At 69.4% G+C, this 14,865-nt stretch carries 13 protein-coding genes; 7 read left to right on the plus strand and 6 right to left on the minus strand.

What is annotated here, in order from left to right:
• Positions 1–39 precede the first annotated feature (39 nt).
• On the plus strand, positions 40–1,857 hold the full coding sequence (locus BLQ43_RS11455; protein WP_090020966.1) for a chloride channel protein: 1,818 nt from the start codon (positions 40–42) through the stop codon (positions 1,855–1,857).
• Between the two features lie 6 nt (positions 1,858–1,863).
• On the opposite strand, the gene BLQ43_RS11460 is transcribed toward BLQ43_RS11455, so the two are convergent.
• Positions 1,864–2,142, minus strand: coding sequence for a hypothetical protein (locus tag BLQ43_RS11460; protein WP_090020968.1), 279 nt, complete (start codon positions 2,140–2,142; stop codon positions 1,864–1,866).
• Between the two features lie 148 nt (positions 2,143–2,290).
• Here BLQ43_RS11460 and BLQ43_RS11465 point away from each other — a divergent pair, with 148 nt between their 5' ends.
• Positions 2,291–3,097, plus strand: coding sequence for a UDP-2,3-diacylglucosamine diphosphatase (locus tag BLQ43_RS11465; RefSeq protein WP_090020970.1), 807 nt, complete (start codon positions 2,291–2,293; stop codon positions 3,095–3,097).
• Complete coding sequence (locus BLQ43_RS11470; RefSeq protein WP_090020972.1) at positions 3,097–4,119, plus strand: glycosyltransferase family 4 protein; 1,023 nt, start codon at positions 3,097–3,099, stop codon at positions 4,117–4,119. The genes BLQ43_RS11465 and BLQ43_RS11470 overlap by 1 nt, the downstream gene beginning before the upstream one ends.
• 15 nt (positions 4,120–4,134) lie before the next feature.
• Here the strand turns inward: BLQ43_RS11470 and BLQ43_RS11475 are convergent, their stop codons facing one another.
• Positions 4,135–5,130, minus strand: coding sequence for a glucosaminidase domain-containing protein (locus BLQ43_RS11475; RefSeq protein ID WP_143006270.1), 996 nt, complete (start codon positions 5,128–5,130; stop codon positions 4,135–4,137).
• Between the two features lie 164 nt (positions 5,131–5,294).
• On the opposite strand from BLQ43_RS11475, the gene BLQ43_RS11480 reads away from it, so the two are divergent.
• Complete coding sequence (locus BLQ43_RS11480) at positions 5,295–7,340, plus strand: aminopeptidase P family protein (RefSeq protein WP_090020976.1); 2,046 nt, start codon at positions 5,295–5,297, stop codon at positions 7,338–7,340.
• Between the two features lie 9 nt (positions 7,341–7,349).
• Here the strand turns inward: BLQ43_RS11480 and BLQ43_RS14455 are convergent, their stop codons facing one another.
• The 4 genes from BLQ43_RS14455 to carA form a co-directional block, all read right to left on the minus strand.
• Positions 7,350–7,562 carry an entericidin A/B family lipoprotein gene (locus tag BLQ43_RS14455; RefSeq protein ID WP_143006271.1) on the minus strand — a complete coding sequence of 71 codons (213 nt, stop codon included), beginning with the start codon at positions 7,560–7,562 and terminating at the stop codon, positions 7,350–7,352.
• A gap of 265 nt (positions 7,563–7,827) precedes the next feature.
• On the minus strand, positions 7,828–8,304 hold the full coding sequence (gene greA, locus BLQ43_RS11490) for a transcription elongation factor GreA (RefSeq protein WP_090020981.1): 477 nt from the start codon (positions 8,302–8,304) through the stop codon (positions 7,828–7,830).
• Positions 8,305–8,380: 76 nt separating this feature from the next.
• Entirely contained in the window at positions 8,381–11,641 is a 3,261-nt protein-coding gene (carB, locus tag BLQ43_RS11495) for a carbamoyl-phosphate synthase large subunit (RefSeq protein ID WP_090020983.1), read from the minus strand.
• A 48-nt stretch (positions 11,642–11,689) separates the two neighbouring features.
• Entirely contained in the window at positions 11,690–12,850 is a 1,161-nt protein-coding gene (gene carA / locus BLQ43_RS11500; RefSeq protein ID WP_090020985.1) for a glutamine-hydrolyzing carbamoyl-phosphate synthase small subunit, read from the minus strand.
• Between the two features lie 205 nt (positions 12,851–13,055).
• Here carA and BLQ43_RS11505 point away from each other — a divergent pair, with 205 nt between their 5' ends.
• The 3 genes from BLQ43_RS11505 (at position 13,056) to BLQ43_RS11515 (ending at position 14,863) form a co-directional block, all read left to right on the plus strand.
• Positions 13,056–13,511 carry a GatB/YqeY domain-containing protein gene (locus BLQ43_RS11505; RefSeq protein ID WP_090020987.1) on the plus strand — a complete coding sequence of 152 codons (456 nt, stop codon included), beginning with the start codon at positions 13,056–13,058 and terminating at the stop codon, positions 13,509–13,511.
• Positions 13,512–13,739: 228 nt separating this feature from the next.
• Positions 13,740–14,444 carry a nucleotidyltransferase family protein gene (locus tag BLQ43_RS11510; protein ID WP_176758651.1) on the plus strand — a complete coding sequence of 235 codons (705 nt, stop codon included), beginning with the start codon at positions 13,740–13,742 and terminating at the stop codon, positions 14,442–14,444.
• Entirely contained in the window at positions 14,441–14,863 is a 423-nt protein-coding gene (locus BLQ43_RS11515; RefSeq protein WP_090020991.1) for a hypothetical protein, read from the plus strand. Before BLQ43_RS11510 ends, BLQ43_RS11515 begins: the two co-directional genes overlap by 4 nt.
• The last annotated feature ends 2 nt before the right edge of the window (positions 14,864–14,865 follow it).

The following is a 14,865-nucleotide window of genomic DNA, read 5'->3' on the forward strand; positions in this document are numbered from 1 at the left end:
CGCCGCCGCCCCAGTGTCCCCTGATCAACCGCGGACGTGATGACAACCGCCACCGAAACGCCGACCGAACCCGCGACCAGCAGTCGCCCCCGCGCCAAGCCCATTCAGCTTACGCTGGTGCAGCTGTGCGCCCTGTCCATCGGGCTCGGCATCGTGACCGGCATCGGCGCCGTGATCTTCCGGTTGCTGATCGGATTGATCCACAACCTCTTCTTTTTCGGCGAACTCTCGCTCGTCTTCGAATCCGAAGAGTTGATGCCGCTGAGCCCGTGGGGGCCGTGGGTGATCCTGGTCCCCGTCATCGGCGGGTTGGGCGTCACCTGGCTGACGCGCACCTTCGCCCCGGAGGCGCGCGGCCACGGCGTGCCCGAGGTGATGGACGCCATCTACCACCGCGAGGGCAACGTGCGCCCCGTGGTGGCGGCGGCGAAGTCGATGGCCTCCGCGCTCTCCATCGGCACGGGCGCCGCCGTGGGGCGCGAGGGCCCGATCATCCAGATCGGCTCTTCGTTCGGCTCCTCGTTCGGCCAGCTGCTGCGCGTGGTGACGTGGCAGCGCATCACGCTGATCGCCGCGGGCGCCGGCGCCGGCATCGCCGCCACTTTCAACACGCCCCTGGGCGGGGTGCTCTTCGCCATCGAGCTGATGTTGCCGGAGGTGAGCAGCCGCACCTTCCTGCCCGTGGTGCTGGCGACCACGACGGCCACCTACATCGGCCGGCTGGCCTTCGGCATGCAGAACGCCTTCGTGGTGTCGCTGCCGGCGGCGTCCCAGGCCGGGGTCATCAACATCCCCACGATCGCCGGCTTCATCCTCCTGGGGCTGGCGTGCGGGCTGGTCTCCTTCGCCTTCATTCGCGTGCTCAGCTTCATGGAGGAGACCTTCGAGCGCGCCTTCCGCAACGACTACGTCCGCCACACCGTCGGCATGCTCATCGTGGGCGGGCTGATGTACGCCGTCAGCCAGCTCTACGGCCACTACCTGATCGCGGGCACCAGCTACGGCACGATCACCGCGCTGCTGCACGGCGAGCTGGCGGGCGTGACCATCATGGCCCTGTTGCTGGTGGCCAAGCTCGTGGCGACCACGGTCAGCCTGGGCTCGGGCGCGTCGGGCGGGATCTTCTCGCCGTCGCTGTTTTTCGGCGCCACGCTGGGTGCGGCCATGGGCGGGGCGCTGAACCTGCTGTGGCCGGGCGCGGGCTTTTCGCCGGTCGAGTTCGCCATGGTCGGCATGGCCGGCGTCGTCGGCGGCGGCACGGGCGCGGCCATGACCGCGATCGTGATGGTGTTCGAGATGACGCAGGACTACGTCATCATCGTGCCCACGGTCATGGCGACGGCCCTGGCGATCGGCGTGCGGCGCTGGCTGTCGGACGAGAACATCTACACCATCAAGCTGGCCTGGCGCGGCAAGCACATCCCCAAGGAGCGCCACACCAACATGTTCCTCGTCCGCCACGCGGACGAGATCATGGAGACGGAATTCATCACGATCCCCAGCCACGTGCGGCTGGACAAGGTGCTCTCCGATCTGAGCGAGCACACCAGCAAGCGCTACATCCTGGTGGCCGACGACGACACCGTGCGCGGCGTCATGCCCGTCGACGACGTCGTGCGGCTGTGCCACGGCGTGTCCGACGACTTCACGCTCGGCCAGCTCGCCAACACCGCGCACGCCTGGTGCGGTGCGACGGAGATCCTGCACGACGTGCTCAAGCGCATGGTCAACGAAAACGTGCCCTACGCGCTCGTGGTCACCGACGACCGGGTGGACTCGCCCGATGCCGGCTCGGTCGTGGGCATCGTGGACAAGGACCACATCGCCGACAGCGTGATGCACCACTTCAAGACGTGACGCCCTTCACGGTTCCACCTGTCCGTCATCGGGCTTATGGCGGTTCCGGCGCGGGGCGGCGCCCAACAGGCGGTCCAGGCGTTCGGCCAGGACGGGCCGGCGCCGGCGCAGCACCCGCCGAACCAGCCGCGCGCGCCCGGACGTCCGCCAAAGCAGCGCCAGGCCGACGCCGACGACGAGCGCGCCCAGCGGAATGGGCGAGATGAACAGCGGCACGCCCACCACGACCAGCAGGGCGCCCGTCGCGGCAAGGACCGCGCGAAACCGGTTCCGCCGTTTCCGCATCGCGCCGCAGGGTAGCGAAAGCGCGTGACACGCGTGTTGCGCGCCGCACGCCCGAGCGGGCGTTCACGCAGGTTTCATCGCCCTGTCCGCAAACCGTGATCCGGCAGCCGTACCCTTGCCGCACCACGGGACGGGGGTGCGGCGGCCCATGGCCTCCGAGATTCAGCGCCTGCACCGCTACCGGGCGGTTTGGATATCCGACGTCCACCTGGGAACGCGCGGCTGCAACGCGGAGCTGCTGCTGGACTTCCTGGACACCGTGGACACCGAGCGCCTCTACCTCGTCGGCGACATCGTCGACGGTTGGCGGCTCAAGCGCTCCTGGTACTGGCCCGAAAGCCACTCGGCCGTCATGCACGCCATCCTGCGCAAGGCGCGCCACGGCACGCGCGTGATCTACGTGCCGGGCAACCACGACGAGGTGGCGCGCGCCTACCTCGATGTGGCGCTGGGGTCGATCGAAATCCGCGACCCGGCCGTGCACACGAGCGCGGACGGGCGCCGTTTCCTCGTCCTCCACGGGGATCAGTTCGACGGCGTCGTGACCTGCGCGCGTTGGCTGGCTCTCCTGGGCGATTGGGCGTACGATACAGTTTTGCGGACGAACATCGTCTTCAACGCCGTGCGGCGGCGGCTGGGGCTGGGCTACTGGTCGCTGGCGAACTTCCTAAAGGGGCGCGCGAAGACCGCCATGCAGTACATCTGCGACTTCGAAGCGGCGGTGGCCGAGGAAGGCCGGCGGCAGAAGGTGGACGGCGTGATCTGCGGCCACATCCACCACGCCAGCCTGCGCCAGATCGACGGCATCACCTACGCCAACGACGGCGACTGGGTGGAAAGCTGCACGGCGCTGGTTGAACACCCGGACGGGCAACTGGCGATCGTGGACTGGACGGTGCCGCAGCCGGCGGCGCAACCGGACCCCGGCCCCGAACCGGAGCGGGCGGCCGCGTGATGCGGATCGCGCTGGTCACCGACGCCTGGCACCCGCAGGTCAACGGCGTGGTGCGCGCGCTGTCCACGACGATTCGCGAACTGGAGCGCCAGGGCCACGCGGTCACGGTGATCGCGCCCGACGGCTTCCGCACGGTGCCGTGCCCCAGCTACCCGGAAATCCGCCTGTCGGTGGCGCCGTACCGGGCGGTGGCGCGCCGCCTGGACAGCTTCGCGCCCGAGGCCGTGCACATCGCCACCGAAGGCCCGCTCGGCTGGGCGGCGCGGCGGCACTGCCGGCGGCGGGGGTGGCCCTTCACCACCTCTTTCCACACGCGCTTTCCCGAGTACGTTCACGCGCGCACGCGTCTGCCGCTGCGCGCGGGGTACGGGCTGCTGCGGCGCTTCCACGCGCCGGCGGCGCGGGTGATGGTGACGACCGAAACCCTGCGCCGCGAACTCGCCGACCTGGGGCTGCATCGCACGGCCATCTGGACGCGCGGCGTCGATACGACGCTGTTCGGCCGGCAGGCGCCGGCCGAGCTGGACCTGCCGCGCCCGGTGTTCGCCTACGTCGGCCGCGTCGCCGTCGAAAAGAACCTGCGCGCCTTTCTGGACCTGGATCTGCCGGGCAGCAAGCTGGTGGTGGGCGACGGGCCGCAGCGCCCGGCGCTGGAAGCCGAGTATCCCGACGCCCGCTTCGTGGGCGCCAAGCACGGGCCCGAGCTGGCGGCGCACCACGCCGCCGCCGATGTCTTCGTCTTCCCCAGCACGACGGACACCTTCGGCCTCGTGCTGCTGGAGGCGCTGGCGAGCGGCGTGCCCGTCGCGGCCTATCCCGTGACCGGGCCGACGGACGTCCTCGGCGACAGCGGCGCGGGCGTGCTGCGCGACGATCTGCGCGCCGCGGCGCTGGACGCGTTGAACATCCCGCCACAGGTGTGCCGCGCCCACGCCGAGCGCTTCGCCTGGCCCGCCACGGCGCGCGAGTTCGTCGCCAACCTGGAACCGATCGCGACCGGCGCCCCCGCCGCCGCGGCGTGAGCGCGGGGCGGGCGTTTACAGCCCGCCGCTGGCCATGACGCTGGGTGGTTGCGTTGCCAACTCAGCCGCGGCGAGCTTCTGATACGAATTGTGCTTCATCATGCCGCGGATTTCCCGCACGTAGGCGTCGCCGCGCTGGGAGTACGCCTTCAGGCCCGCCATCAGCCGGTGCGAGTTCAACCCTCCGTTGCCCTTGCGCTGCTCGGCGCGCAGGCGCCGGAAGGGTTCGTAGGCGGAGTGCGTGTTGAGGTTGCGCATGTAGCCCGCGACCGAAGCGCCCAGGGTCGGGAACTTGCGCACGCCGTAGTTGCCCTTGCCCTTTTGCAGGCTCTTGGGGGCCATCGCCTGCGAGGTGTCCCAGGTCCACTGCCCGAAGAGCGCGTTGCCCTGGCGGGCGAAGCGCGAGGTGCCCCAGCCGGACTCGTTGGCCGCTTGGGCCAGCGCCATCGGCACCGGCACGACGTCCACGCGCTGCCTGAGCTTGCCGAGGTCCGGCTTGTTCAGCTTGTATTGCTTGGCAAGCGCCGTCAGCCACTGCCGTTCCGCCGCCGCGAGGTCTCGGCCGTCCGGCTCGTCGCTCTTGGCGATCAGCTTCAGCAGGCGCTCGCGGTCGGCGCGGATCTCCGCGTTGGCCTTGAGGATGAGCGGCAGGACGATCTTCTCGAACAGCGTCTTGCGCGTCTCGCCGCCGTCGAGGGTCGCCCAGTCGCGCGGCATCTCGCGCACGAAGATCGGCGGCACGCCGCGTTCGTCCGCCGCGATGGCGGCGAGGTCGTAGGCGTTGCGCTCGTAGATGCCTTGCAGCGTCTTCACCGAGACGCCCTGAACGGGCATGGCCGTGATCGAGCGCTCGCCCACCGGCTCGGGCACCATTTCGAACTCGGTGGTGTCCTGCATGGCCGGCGGGACGGCCAGATGGATGCCGAGCGCCACGGGCGCCGCCAGAAGCATCACGCCGCCCGCGAGCGCGATCGCGGCGACTTTTCCGGTGTCCGGCCCAAGCGTTCGCACGGGTCCGTCCTCCTGTGCCGTTCGGCGGGCGAGCCTGCCCGAATGGGGGAGGGTTTTCCACCCCCGGGGTTACGCCGGGCTCTCGGCGGGCGCCACGGGATGCTTTCGGGACCTGCGCTGTCGCCTTAGCCTGCGCGGGCCGAACGACCCTTGGGAGCGAGCGAATGACGGACGCGCGTGCGGACACCGGCGAGCTGGCGCGGCTGCTGGCGGCGGCCGATTCACCGTACGACGTGCCCACGCTTGACGAGCTGCTGGCGGGCGTCGCGGCCAGCCACCGCCAGCTCGGCGATCCCGACGCCTGGATGCGGCTGGTGGCGGCCGACCCGGCCCCGGCCCTGCGCGACGCGCTCAACGCGCGGCTGGAGCGGGTGTTGGCGCACGCGGACGGGGGCCTGAGCGCCGGCAAGACCGCGACGGCCGAACGCCTGGCGGCGCTGCGCGCGGAGCTGGACCGGCGCGGGCTGGACGGTTTCGTGATCCCGCGCGCCGACGTGCACCAGGGCGAGTTCGTGCCGCCGCACGCGCAGCGGCTGGCGTGGCTGACCGGCTTCACCGGGTCCGCCGGCACGGCCGTGGTGCTGCGCGAGGCGGCGGCGATCTTCGTCGACGGCCGTTACACCGTGCAGGCGCGTGGGGAGGTGGACACCGACCGGATCGCGGTTTGCTACACGGGCGAGACGCAGCCGGCCGACTGGATCGCCGCCAACCTGGGCGACGGGCGCCTGGGCCACGATCCCTGGCTGCACACCGAGCGCGGCGTCCAGCGGCTCCAGAGCGCGGCGGCGCGCGCGGGCGGGCAGGTGGTCGCCACCGACGGCAACCCGCTCGACGCCGTGTGGACGGACCAGCCGGCGCCCCCGATCAGCGCCGTGGTTCCGCACGAGCTTGCGTATGCGGGCGAAACCAGCGCCGCCAAACGCGCGCGGGTGGCGCGGACCGTTGCCGAAGCGGGCGCGGATGTGGGCGTGCTGACGCTGCCGGACTCGATCACGTGGCTGCTCAACGTGCGCGCCAGCGACATCGAGCACACGCCCGTGCCGCTGTCCTTCGCCGTGCTGCACGCGGATGGGGCGGTGACCTGGTACCTGGACGCCCGCAAGCTGCCCGACGCGACCCGTTCAGCGCTGGACGACGCCGTGACGATCCGCCCGATGGCGGCCTTCGCGGACGAGGTGGCGGCGCTGGCGGGCGACGGAACGCGCCTGCTGGCGGACCCGGCGACCGCCCCGGCGCGCGTGCTGGACGCCATCCGCGCCGCCGGCGGCGAGCCCGTGACCGGCAGCGATCCGGTGCGTCTGCCCAAGGCGTGCAAGACGGCGGCGGAACTGGCGGGCAGCCGCGCCGCCCACGAACGCGACGGCGCGGCGCTGACGCGCTTTCTGGCGTGGCTGGCGCGCGAGGTCCCCGAGCGCGCGGGCGGCGACGCGCCCGTGACAGAGTTGGAGGCGGCGGAGGCGCTGACGGCGCTGCGCAAGGGCGATCCCGCGTTCCGCGACGCCGCTTTCGGCACCATCTCCGCCGCCGGGGAGCACGGCGCCATCGTGCACTACCGCGTTAGCGCCGCGAGCAACCGGGCGCTCGGCGCGGGCGAGCTCTACCTCTGCGATTCCGGCGGGCAGTACCCCGACGGCACGACGGACGTGACGCGCACGATCGCCGTCGGCCAGCCCACCGAGGCGCAGCGGTGGCGCTACACGCGCGTGCTCAAGGGCCACATCGCGCTGGCGACGGCCGTGTTCCCCGAGGGCACGACGGGCCACCAGCTCGACCCCTTCGCGCGCCGGCCGCTGTGGGCGGCGGGGCTGGACTACGCGCACGGGACGGGGCACGGCGTGGGCAGCTACCTGGGCGTGCACGAAGGCCCGCAGGTCATCAGCAAGCGTGCCAGCGAGACGGCGCTCAAGCCGGGCATGATCTGCTCCAACGAGCCGGGGCACTACCTGGAGGGCGCGGACGGCATCCGCATCGAGAACCTCGTCGCCGTCACCGAGGTCGAGGTGCCGGGCGCGGACCAGCGCGTGCTCGGCTTCGAGACGCTGACGCTCGCGCCCTACTGCCGCGCCCTGATCGCGCCCGAGCTTTTGACGCCCGACGAAATCGCCTGGATCGACGCCTACCACACCCGCGTGCGAGAGACGCTCACACCCGCGCTGGACGCCCGCACGGCCGAGTGGTTGGCCGAAGAGACGCGCCCCCTGGCGGGATGATACGCGGTGTCAGCGCAGCTCGGTCGGCTCTTCGTCGTCCTGCTTGGGCTGGCGGGCCTGCTGGGTTTCCGTCGGCTCCCCACCTGCGGTGTCGGTGGCAGCCCCGGTGACCGCATTGCCGGCGCTGGAGATATCGCGGCCCAGTCCCTCGACGGTATTGCAGCCCGCCGCGCCCGCGGCGAGGCCGATGGCGGCGAGAAGGGCGATCACGTGTCGCGGCATCGGAACGTCCCCTTTTGTGCCTTTCGAGGCCGCGCGGCTCGCAACGGGCGGTCCCGCCCGGCTATGTCCGCGCGGTGCACAGTATGCGGCGCGGTGCGGGCGCGTTCCACGTCCCCTCGTGTACATTCCGTGGCAAAGGCGTGGGAGGCGCGGGCCGAAGGCGCTACGTCCCGAGGGCGATACGGGGCCACATACGAAAGGGCCGCCAGCCCGGAAGCTGGCGGCCGAACCACGGGCGCGGGCCGGCATCGCGGCCGGCCGCGCCTTACTGGAATCGCACGTCGACGATCTCGAAGTACTTCTGCCCCTTGGGCGTCTCGATCTCGACGGAATCGCCGACGGACTTGCCGATCAGCCCGCGGGCGATGGGCGAGGTGACGGAGATCTTGTTCTCCTTCACGTCGGCTTCCACCTCGCCGACGATCTGGTAGGTCGTCTCCTCGTCCGTGTCCTCGTCGGCGATCGTGACCGTGGCGCCGAACTTCACGGTGTCGCCCGACAGCTTGGAGACGTCGATCACTTCCGCGCGCGCCATCTGGTCCTCGATCTCGGCGACGCGGCCCTCGATGAAGCTCTGGCGGTCGCGCGCGGCGTGGTATTCCGCGTTCTCGGACAGGTCGCCGTGCTCGCGCGCCTCGGCGATGGCCTGGATGACCTCGGGCCGCGCGGTCAGGCGCAGATGCTGGAGCTCTTCCTGAAGGCGGTTATAGCCTTCGGCCGTCATGGGAATCTTCTGTGTCATTGGCACTCAACCGCGGCCAACTCGTGTGGTCCAGAAACTGACGTGATGGCGGCGGCGCTCGGCGCAAGCACCGCGATCAGAACGATCCTTCAAAGTAGGATTGAAGCGGTGCGACTTCAAGCTGGCCGGCCCGCAGCGCCTGGATGGCGCGGGTCGCCGCCACGCACCCCGACACCGTCGTGTAGTACGGGATGCTGTGCGTCAAGGCGGTTCGGCGCAGGGAGAAGGAATCGGCGATCGCCTTCGCGCCCTCGGTCGTGTTGAAGACCAGGTCGATCTCGCCCGACTTCATCGAGTCGAGCACGTGCGGCCGGCCCTCGCGCACCTTGTTGATGCGCGTGACGGGCAGCTCTGCGGCCTCCAGGCGGTCGGCGGTGCCGCCCGTGGCGACGATGGTGAAGCCGAGAGCCAGCAGCTCACGCGAAAGCTCCACCATCGCTTCCTTGTCCCGGTCCTTCACCGAGATGAAGGCGGTGCCGGACTCCGGCAGCTTCACGCCCGCGCCGATCTGCGCCTTGGCGAAGGCGCGCGCGAAGTCGCCGTCCAGGCCCATGACCTCGCCGGTCGACTTCATCTCCGGGCCCAGGATCACGTCCACGCCCGGGAAGCGGGTGAAGGGGAAGACCGCCTCCTTCACCGCGACGTGGCGGCGCTTGGCGCGCTCCAGCTTGAAGGCGTCCAGGCGCTCGCCCGCCATGAGGCGCGCGGCCACCTTGGCGATGGGCGCGCCGATGGCCTTGGCGACGAAGGGCACCGTGCGGCTGGCGCGGGGGTTCACCTCAAGAATGAAGATGTCGGTGCCGTGGACGGCGAACTGGATGTTCATCAGCCCCACGACGCCCAGCTCCAGCGCCAGCCGGCGCGTCTGGCGCTCCAGCTCGGCGACGACGTCCTCGCTCAGCCCGTGCGGGGGCAGGGCGCAGGCGGAGTCGCCGGAGTGGATGCCGGCCTCCTCGATGTGCTCCATGATGCCGGCGACGAAGACGTCCTCGCCGTCGGAGAGCGCGTCCACGTCCACCTCGACCGCGTCGGCCAGGTAGCTGTCGATCAGCACGGGGTTCTTGCCGGAGACGCTGACGGCGGAGGTGATGTAGCGGTGCAGGTCCTCCGGCGTGTGCGCGATCTCCATGGCGCGCCCGCCGAGCACGTAGGACGGCCGCAGCAGCACGGGGTAGCCGATGCGCTCGGCCTCGCGCGCGGCTTCCTCCTGGCTGGTCGCCAGGCCGTTGTCCGGCTGCTTCAGGCCCAGGGAATTGAGCAGCGCCTGGAAGCGCTCGCGGTCCTCGGCGCGGTCGATGGCGTCCGGGGGCGTGCCCAGGATCGGGATGCCCTGGGCTTCCAGGTCGCTCGCCAGCTTCAGCGGCGTCTGCCCGCCGAACTGCACGATCGCGCCCGCGAGCCGGCCCTTGCGCTGCTCCACGGCGCCGATCTCGGCCACGTCCTCCGCCGTCAGCGGCTCGAAGTAGAGGCGGTCGGCGGTGTCGTAGTCCGTCGAGACCGTCTCCGGGTTGCAGTTGACCATAATGGTCTCGTACCCGGCGGCCTCCAGCGCGTAGCAGGCGTGGACGCAGCAGTAGTCGAACTCGATCCCCTGGCCGATGCGGTTGGGCCCGCCGCCCAGGATGAGGATCTTGTCGCGCTCGCTCGGGTCGGCCTCGTTTTCGACCGGATTGACGCCGTCGCCCTCGTAGCTGGCGTACATATAGGGCGTGGGCGAGGGGAACTCGCCGGCGCAGGTGTCCACGCGCTTGAACACGGGATGCGCGTCCAGGCGGTGCCGGTGCGCGGCCACATCCGCGTCGCTGCCGCCGATCAGCGCCGCCAGGCGCGCGTCGGAAAAGCCCATCCCCTTCAGCCGCAGCATCTCGCGCTGGCTTTCGGGCAGGCCGTTCGCGGCCACCTGCGCCTCGGTCTGGACGAGCTGCTGGATCTGGCGCAGGAACCAAGGGTCGATGCGGCAGGCCTTGTGCACCGCGTCCACGCTCAGGCCGTGGCGGAAGGCCTGAGCCACGCGCAGCAGGCGGTCCGGCACGGGCTCGGCCAGCGCGCCGCGGATGGCCTCGCTGTCGACGTTGCCCTGCTCGTCGACCGCACCCTCGATCGCGACCGGATCGAAGCCGCTCAGCCCCGTTTCCAGGGAGCGCAGCGCCTTCTGCACGGATTCCGCGAAGCTGCGGCCGATGCTCATGGCCTCGCCCACGGACTTCATCGAGGTCGTCAGCGAGGCCTGCGCGCCGCGGAACTTCTCGAAGGCGAAGCGCGGCATCTTGGTGACGACGTAGTCGATCGTGGGCTCGAAGGAGGCCGGCGTGACCCGGGTGATGTCGTTGGTCAGCTCGTCCAGCGTGTAGCCCACGGCCAGCTTGGCCGCGACCTTGGCGATGGGGAAGCCCGTGGCCTTGGACGCCAGCGCCGAGGAGCGCGAGACGCGCGGGTTCATCTCGATGACCACCATCTCCCCGGTTTCGGGGTGGATGGCGAACTGGACGTTGGAGCCGCCGGTGTCGACGCCGATCTCGCGCAGGCACGCGATCGAGGCGTCGCGCATGCGCTGGTATTCCTTGTCGGTGAGCGTCAGCGTCGGTGCCACGGTGACGCTGTCGCCCGTGTGGATGCCCATGGGGTCGATGTTCTCGATCGAGCAGACGATGATGCAGTTGTCCGCGTGGTCGCGGACGACCTCCATCTCGTACTCCTTCCAGCCCAGCACGGACTGCTCGATCAGGATCTCGTGCATGGGCGAGGCGCGCAGGCCGTTGCGGACGATCTCCTCGTATTCGTCGTCGTTGTAGGCGATGCCGCCGCCCGTGCCGCCGAGCGTGTAGCTGGGCCGGATGATCGCCGGCACGCCCACGTGCTCGCGCGCGGCCATGGCGTCCTCGTAGGAGCGCACGATGCGCGCCCGCGGGCTCTTCAGGCCCACGGCGTCCATGGCGGCGCGGAACTGCCAGCGGTCCTCGGCCTTTTCGATAACGTCGGCGCGCGCGCCGATCATCTCCACGCCCAGGCGCGAGAGCGTGCCGTCGCGCCACAGCTCCAGCGAGGTGTTGAGGCCCGTCTGCCCGCCCATCGTGGGCAGGATGGCGTCGGGGCGCTCGCGCTCCAGCACCTTGGCGACCGTGGCGGGCTCGATGGGCTCGATGTAGGTGGCGTCCGCGAGCCCCGGATCGGTCATGATGGTCGCCGGGTTCGAGTTCACCAGGACGACGCGGTAGCCCTCCTCCTTGAGGGCCTTGATCGCCTGGGTGCCGGAGTAGTCGAACTCGCACGCCTGCCCGATGATGATCGGGCCGGCGCCGACGATGAGCACGGAGCGGATGTCGGTGCGCTTGGGCATGCCTGGGCGGGTCGCTTGCTGGTGCGGTGGCTGGGTGGCTGCGCGGTTTTAGCGGCTGCTGCGCTCGCCGATCTGCTCGATGAAGCGCTCGAACAGGTAGTGGCTGTCGTGCGGGCCCGGGCTCGCCTCCGGGTGGTACTGCACCGAGAAGACCGGCGCGTCGCTCAGGCGCAGGCCCTCGTTGGAGCCGTCGAACAGCGAGACGTGCGTGGCCTCGGCGTTCGCGGGCAGGCTGTCGGGCAGCACCTTGAAGCCGTGGTTCTGGCTCGTGATCTCCACGCGCCCGGTCGCCAGATCCTTGACCGGGTGGTTCGCGCCCCGGTGGCCCAGGTGCATCTTTTCGGTGCGCGCGCCCAAAGCGCGGGCGAGGATCTGGTGGCCCAGGCAGATGCCGAAGACGGGCGTGCCCGTCTCCACGATCTTCTCGACCGTGGGCACGGCGTATTCCCCGGTCGCCGCCGGGTCGCCGGGCCCGTTGGAGAGGAAGACGCCGTCGGGCTCGTGGCGCATGACGTCCTCGACCGTCGCCGTCGCCGGGACGACCGTGACCTGACAGCCGGCCGCCGCGAGGTTGCGCAGGATGTTGCGCTTGGCGCCGTAGTCGATGGCGACGACGCGGTAGCGCGGCTCCACCAGCCGGCCGTAGCCCGTCGCCGGATCCCAGGTGGTCTCGTCCCAGGTGTAGAGCTGGCGGCAGGTCACCTCGCGCGCCAGGTCCATGCCGTTCAGGCCGGGCCACTCGCGCGCGCGCTGGATGGCGGCGTCCAACTCGAAGCGGCCGTCGGGGGCGTGGACCACGACGCCGTGGGGTGCGCCCAGGTCGCGGATGCGGCGCGTCAGCGCGCGCGTGTCCACGCCGGAGATGCCCACGACGTCCTGGTTTGTGAGCCAGGCGTCGAGGTGCTGGGCGGCGCGCCAGTTGGAGGGCTCGGTCACTGGCGCGCGCAGCACCACCGCGCGGCAGGCGGCGTCGCGGGTTTCGAGATCCTCGGTGTTGGCGCCGACGTTGCCGATGTGGGGAAAGGTGAAGGCGATGAGCTGGCCGGCGTAGGAGGGGTCGGTGACGATCTCCTGATAGCCGGTCATGCTGGTGTTGAAGCACACCTCGCCGACGGCGCGGCCCGTGGCCCCCACGCCGCGGCCCCAGAACACCGTCCCGTCGGCCAGGACGAGCGCGGCGGTGGCGTCCTGCGGGGCGTCGGATGTCATTCGGCTGGCTCCCGGTCCGGCAGCGGGCTTGTCTGCGTCTCGCACGCGCGTATATACGAGCGCCGCGGCGCGTTCCAATGCATTGTGCGAATGCGAAGGGCGGCCGCGCGTGTGCGCGTGCTGATCCACGCCCGCTGCCCCGGGCAGCGGGCGGCTTTCGTTTACGCGCAGTTCGCGCTTCGGTCAAACGTAAGGCGGTGGCGGGATGTTGCGCCAGCAGCTCAATGATGCCCTCAAGCAGGCCCTGCGCACGCGCGATGAGCGCACGGCGGCGACGCTGCGGCTGATCCTCGCGGCTCTGAAGGACCGCGACATCGCCGCGCGCGCGCAGGGAAGCACCGACGGCATCGACGACGATGAGATCCAGCGCATGCTGGAAAAGCTCGCCCAGCAGTCGCGCGAGGCCGCGGCCAACTACGACCGCGCCGGCCGTGCGGACCTGGCGGAGAAGGAGCGCCAGGAGATCGAGGTGATCCAGCGCTTCCTGCCGCGCCAGCTGGACGAGGCGGAGACGCGCCGGGCCGTGGACGACGCCATCCAGGAGCTGGGCGCGCACAGCCTCAAGGACATGGGCCGCGTGATGAACCACCTGCGCAGCCAATACCGCGGGCGCATGGACTTTACCCACGCCTCCAGCATCGCCAAGCACAAGCTGGATTAAAGATCGCGAGGATTGACCCGATCACGTTTGGGGCGAATTGTCTCGCTGTGATTGCCGAGCAGATGCTTGATTCATGTTTCTTCTGTGATATCGGCGTCGTCGCAACCTCCTCGGAAAATGCGATCATTCCGCCGCGACAACGCCGAGGGCGGCATATGTATGCTGGTCTCGGCATGTGTCTGCCGAGCACGGCGTGACGTTGCCGACCGGTTGTGGTATCCTGCGCGCATGGATGTCGAACCCAAGCGTAAACGACAGACTTCAAGCGCGCTGCGTCAACCGTTCGATTATGTGTTTCGGACAAATTCTCATGTTCGTATATTGCGAGTTCTTTATAAAAAGGGTTCGCCGATGTCCAACACACTGATCGCTCGATGGGCGGGTTTGCCGGTTCGGACAGTACGGGCAGCGGTCTCGGAACTCGAGAATGTATCTGTCATAGAGATGCACGGTTCCCAGCATCATCCCACATTTTCATTAAAGTCTGACAGTGTTCTGGCAGATGCGGTTGTGCAGATCTTCGGTGCAGAAGAAACGCGCTACGCCGACATTCTGGAGACGATCGAGCACGAAGTCTCAGTGCTGGGCAAACATCTCGATGCGGCGTGGCTGTTTGGAAGCGTGGCGCGCGGCGATGACAAGCCTGACAGCGACATCGATATCGCGGTGGTGTCGAGTGCCAACATGACCAAACAGCAGCAAATGGATTTGCAGACGCTGTTAGCGCAACGCCTCTTTGTTGTGACGTATAAGCACCAATACGAAGTGTCCGTGGTGCTGATTGATGAAGCTGATATCCGGGAATACGAGCGCCTGGAGAATGCGTGGTGGGAAAACCTCAAGGCTGAGGCTCGAACCCTTGTTGGTGACGACCCTGTCACCATGAGCAAGCGGATCGCTCGTCAGGCGCCCAACCGAGGGGCGCGGCAATGACCCGCAAGGGCCGGAGGACGATCGCGACTCCCGAGACGGGGCGCGCACGTTTCAAGAAGGCAAAACGCGACCATGCGTCGGCTGAAACGTTGTTGGCACTCAAGAGCGATGAGCATGAAGCGGCGGATGATGTTGCAAAGCTCATCATTCAGGCCGCGATCGCTTACACCGATGCGGTGACAGCCGAGTATGGCGGAGAAATTGCGCAGGGGAGGCACGCCGAGAGCGTTAAGGTGCTCCGCGACGCGCTGGGCAACAAGTTGCCCAAGGAACAAGAGACGCGCTTGGGTCGATTGCTAACCCATAAGGAAACCGTGGAGTATGGCGCACGCGAAACGACCGTGAAGCAGGTCCAGCAGCTTCAACTCGACCTGGATCGGTACGCCTCCTGGGCGCGTGAGTTGTTGGGTCGTTCGTAATC

The organism is Limimonas halophila, assembly GCF_900100655.1.
Classification (GTDB): domain Bacteria; phylum Pseudomonadota; class Alphaproteobacteria; order Kiloniellales; family Rhodovibrionaceae; genus Limimonas; species Limimonas halophila.

Excerpts from the sequence above, each read along its gene's own strand:
- BLQ43_RS11455 (WP_090020966.1), top strand. The coding sequence starts at position 40 with ATGACAACCGCCACCGAAACGCCGACCGAACCCGCGACCAGCAGTCGC.
- BLQ43_RS11460 (WP_090020968.1), bottom strand. The coding sequence starts at position 2,142 with ATGCGGAAACGGCGGAACCGGTTTCGCGCGGTCCTTGCCGCGACGGGC.
- BLQ43_RS11465 (WP_090020970.1), top strand. The coding sequence starts at position 2,291 with ATGGCCTCCGAGATTCAGCGCCTGCACCGCTACCGGGCGGTTTGGATA.
- BLQ43_RS11470 (WP_090020972.1), top strand. The coding sequence starts at position 3,097 with ATGCGGATCGCGCTGGTCACCGACGCCTGGCACCCGCAGGTCAACGGC.
- BLQ43_RS11480 (WP_090020976.1), top strand. The coding sequence starts at position 5,295 with ATGACGGACGCGCGTGCGGACACCGGCGAGCTGGCGCGGCTGCTGGCG.
- BLQ43_RS14455 (WP_143006271.1), bottom strand. The coding sequence starts at position 7,562 with ATGCCGCGACACGTGATCGCCCTTCTCGCCGCCATCGGCCTCGCCGCG.
- greA (WP_090020981.1), bottom strand. The coding sequence starts at position 8,304 with ATGACACAGAAGATTCCCATGACGGCCGAAGGCTATAACCGCCTTCAG.
- carB (WP_090020983.1), bottom strand. The coding sequence starts at position 11,641 with ATGCCCAAGCGCACCGACATCCGCTCCGTGCTCATCGTCGGCGCCGGC.
- carA (WP_090020985.1), bottom strand. The coding sequence starts at position 12,850 with ATGACATCCGACGCCCCGCAGGACGCCACCGCCGCGCTCGTCCTGGCC.
- BLQ43_RS11505 (WP_090020987.1), top strand. The coding sequence starts at position 13,056 with ATGTTGCGCCAGCAGCTCAATGATGCCCTCAAGCAGGCCCTGCGCACG.
- BLQ43_RS11510 (WP_176758651.1), top strand. The coding sequence starts at position 13,740 with ATGGATGTCGAACCCAAGCGTAAACGACAGACTTCAAGCGCGCTGCGT.
- BLQ43_RS11515 (WP_090020991.1), top strand. The coding sequence starts at position 14,441 with ATGACCCGCAAGGGCCGGAGGACGATCGCGACTCCCGAGACGGGGCGC.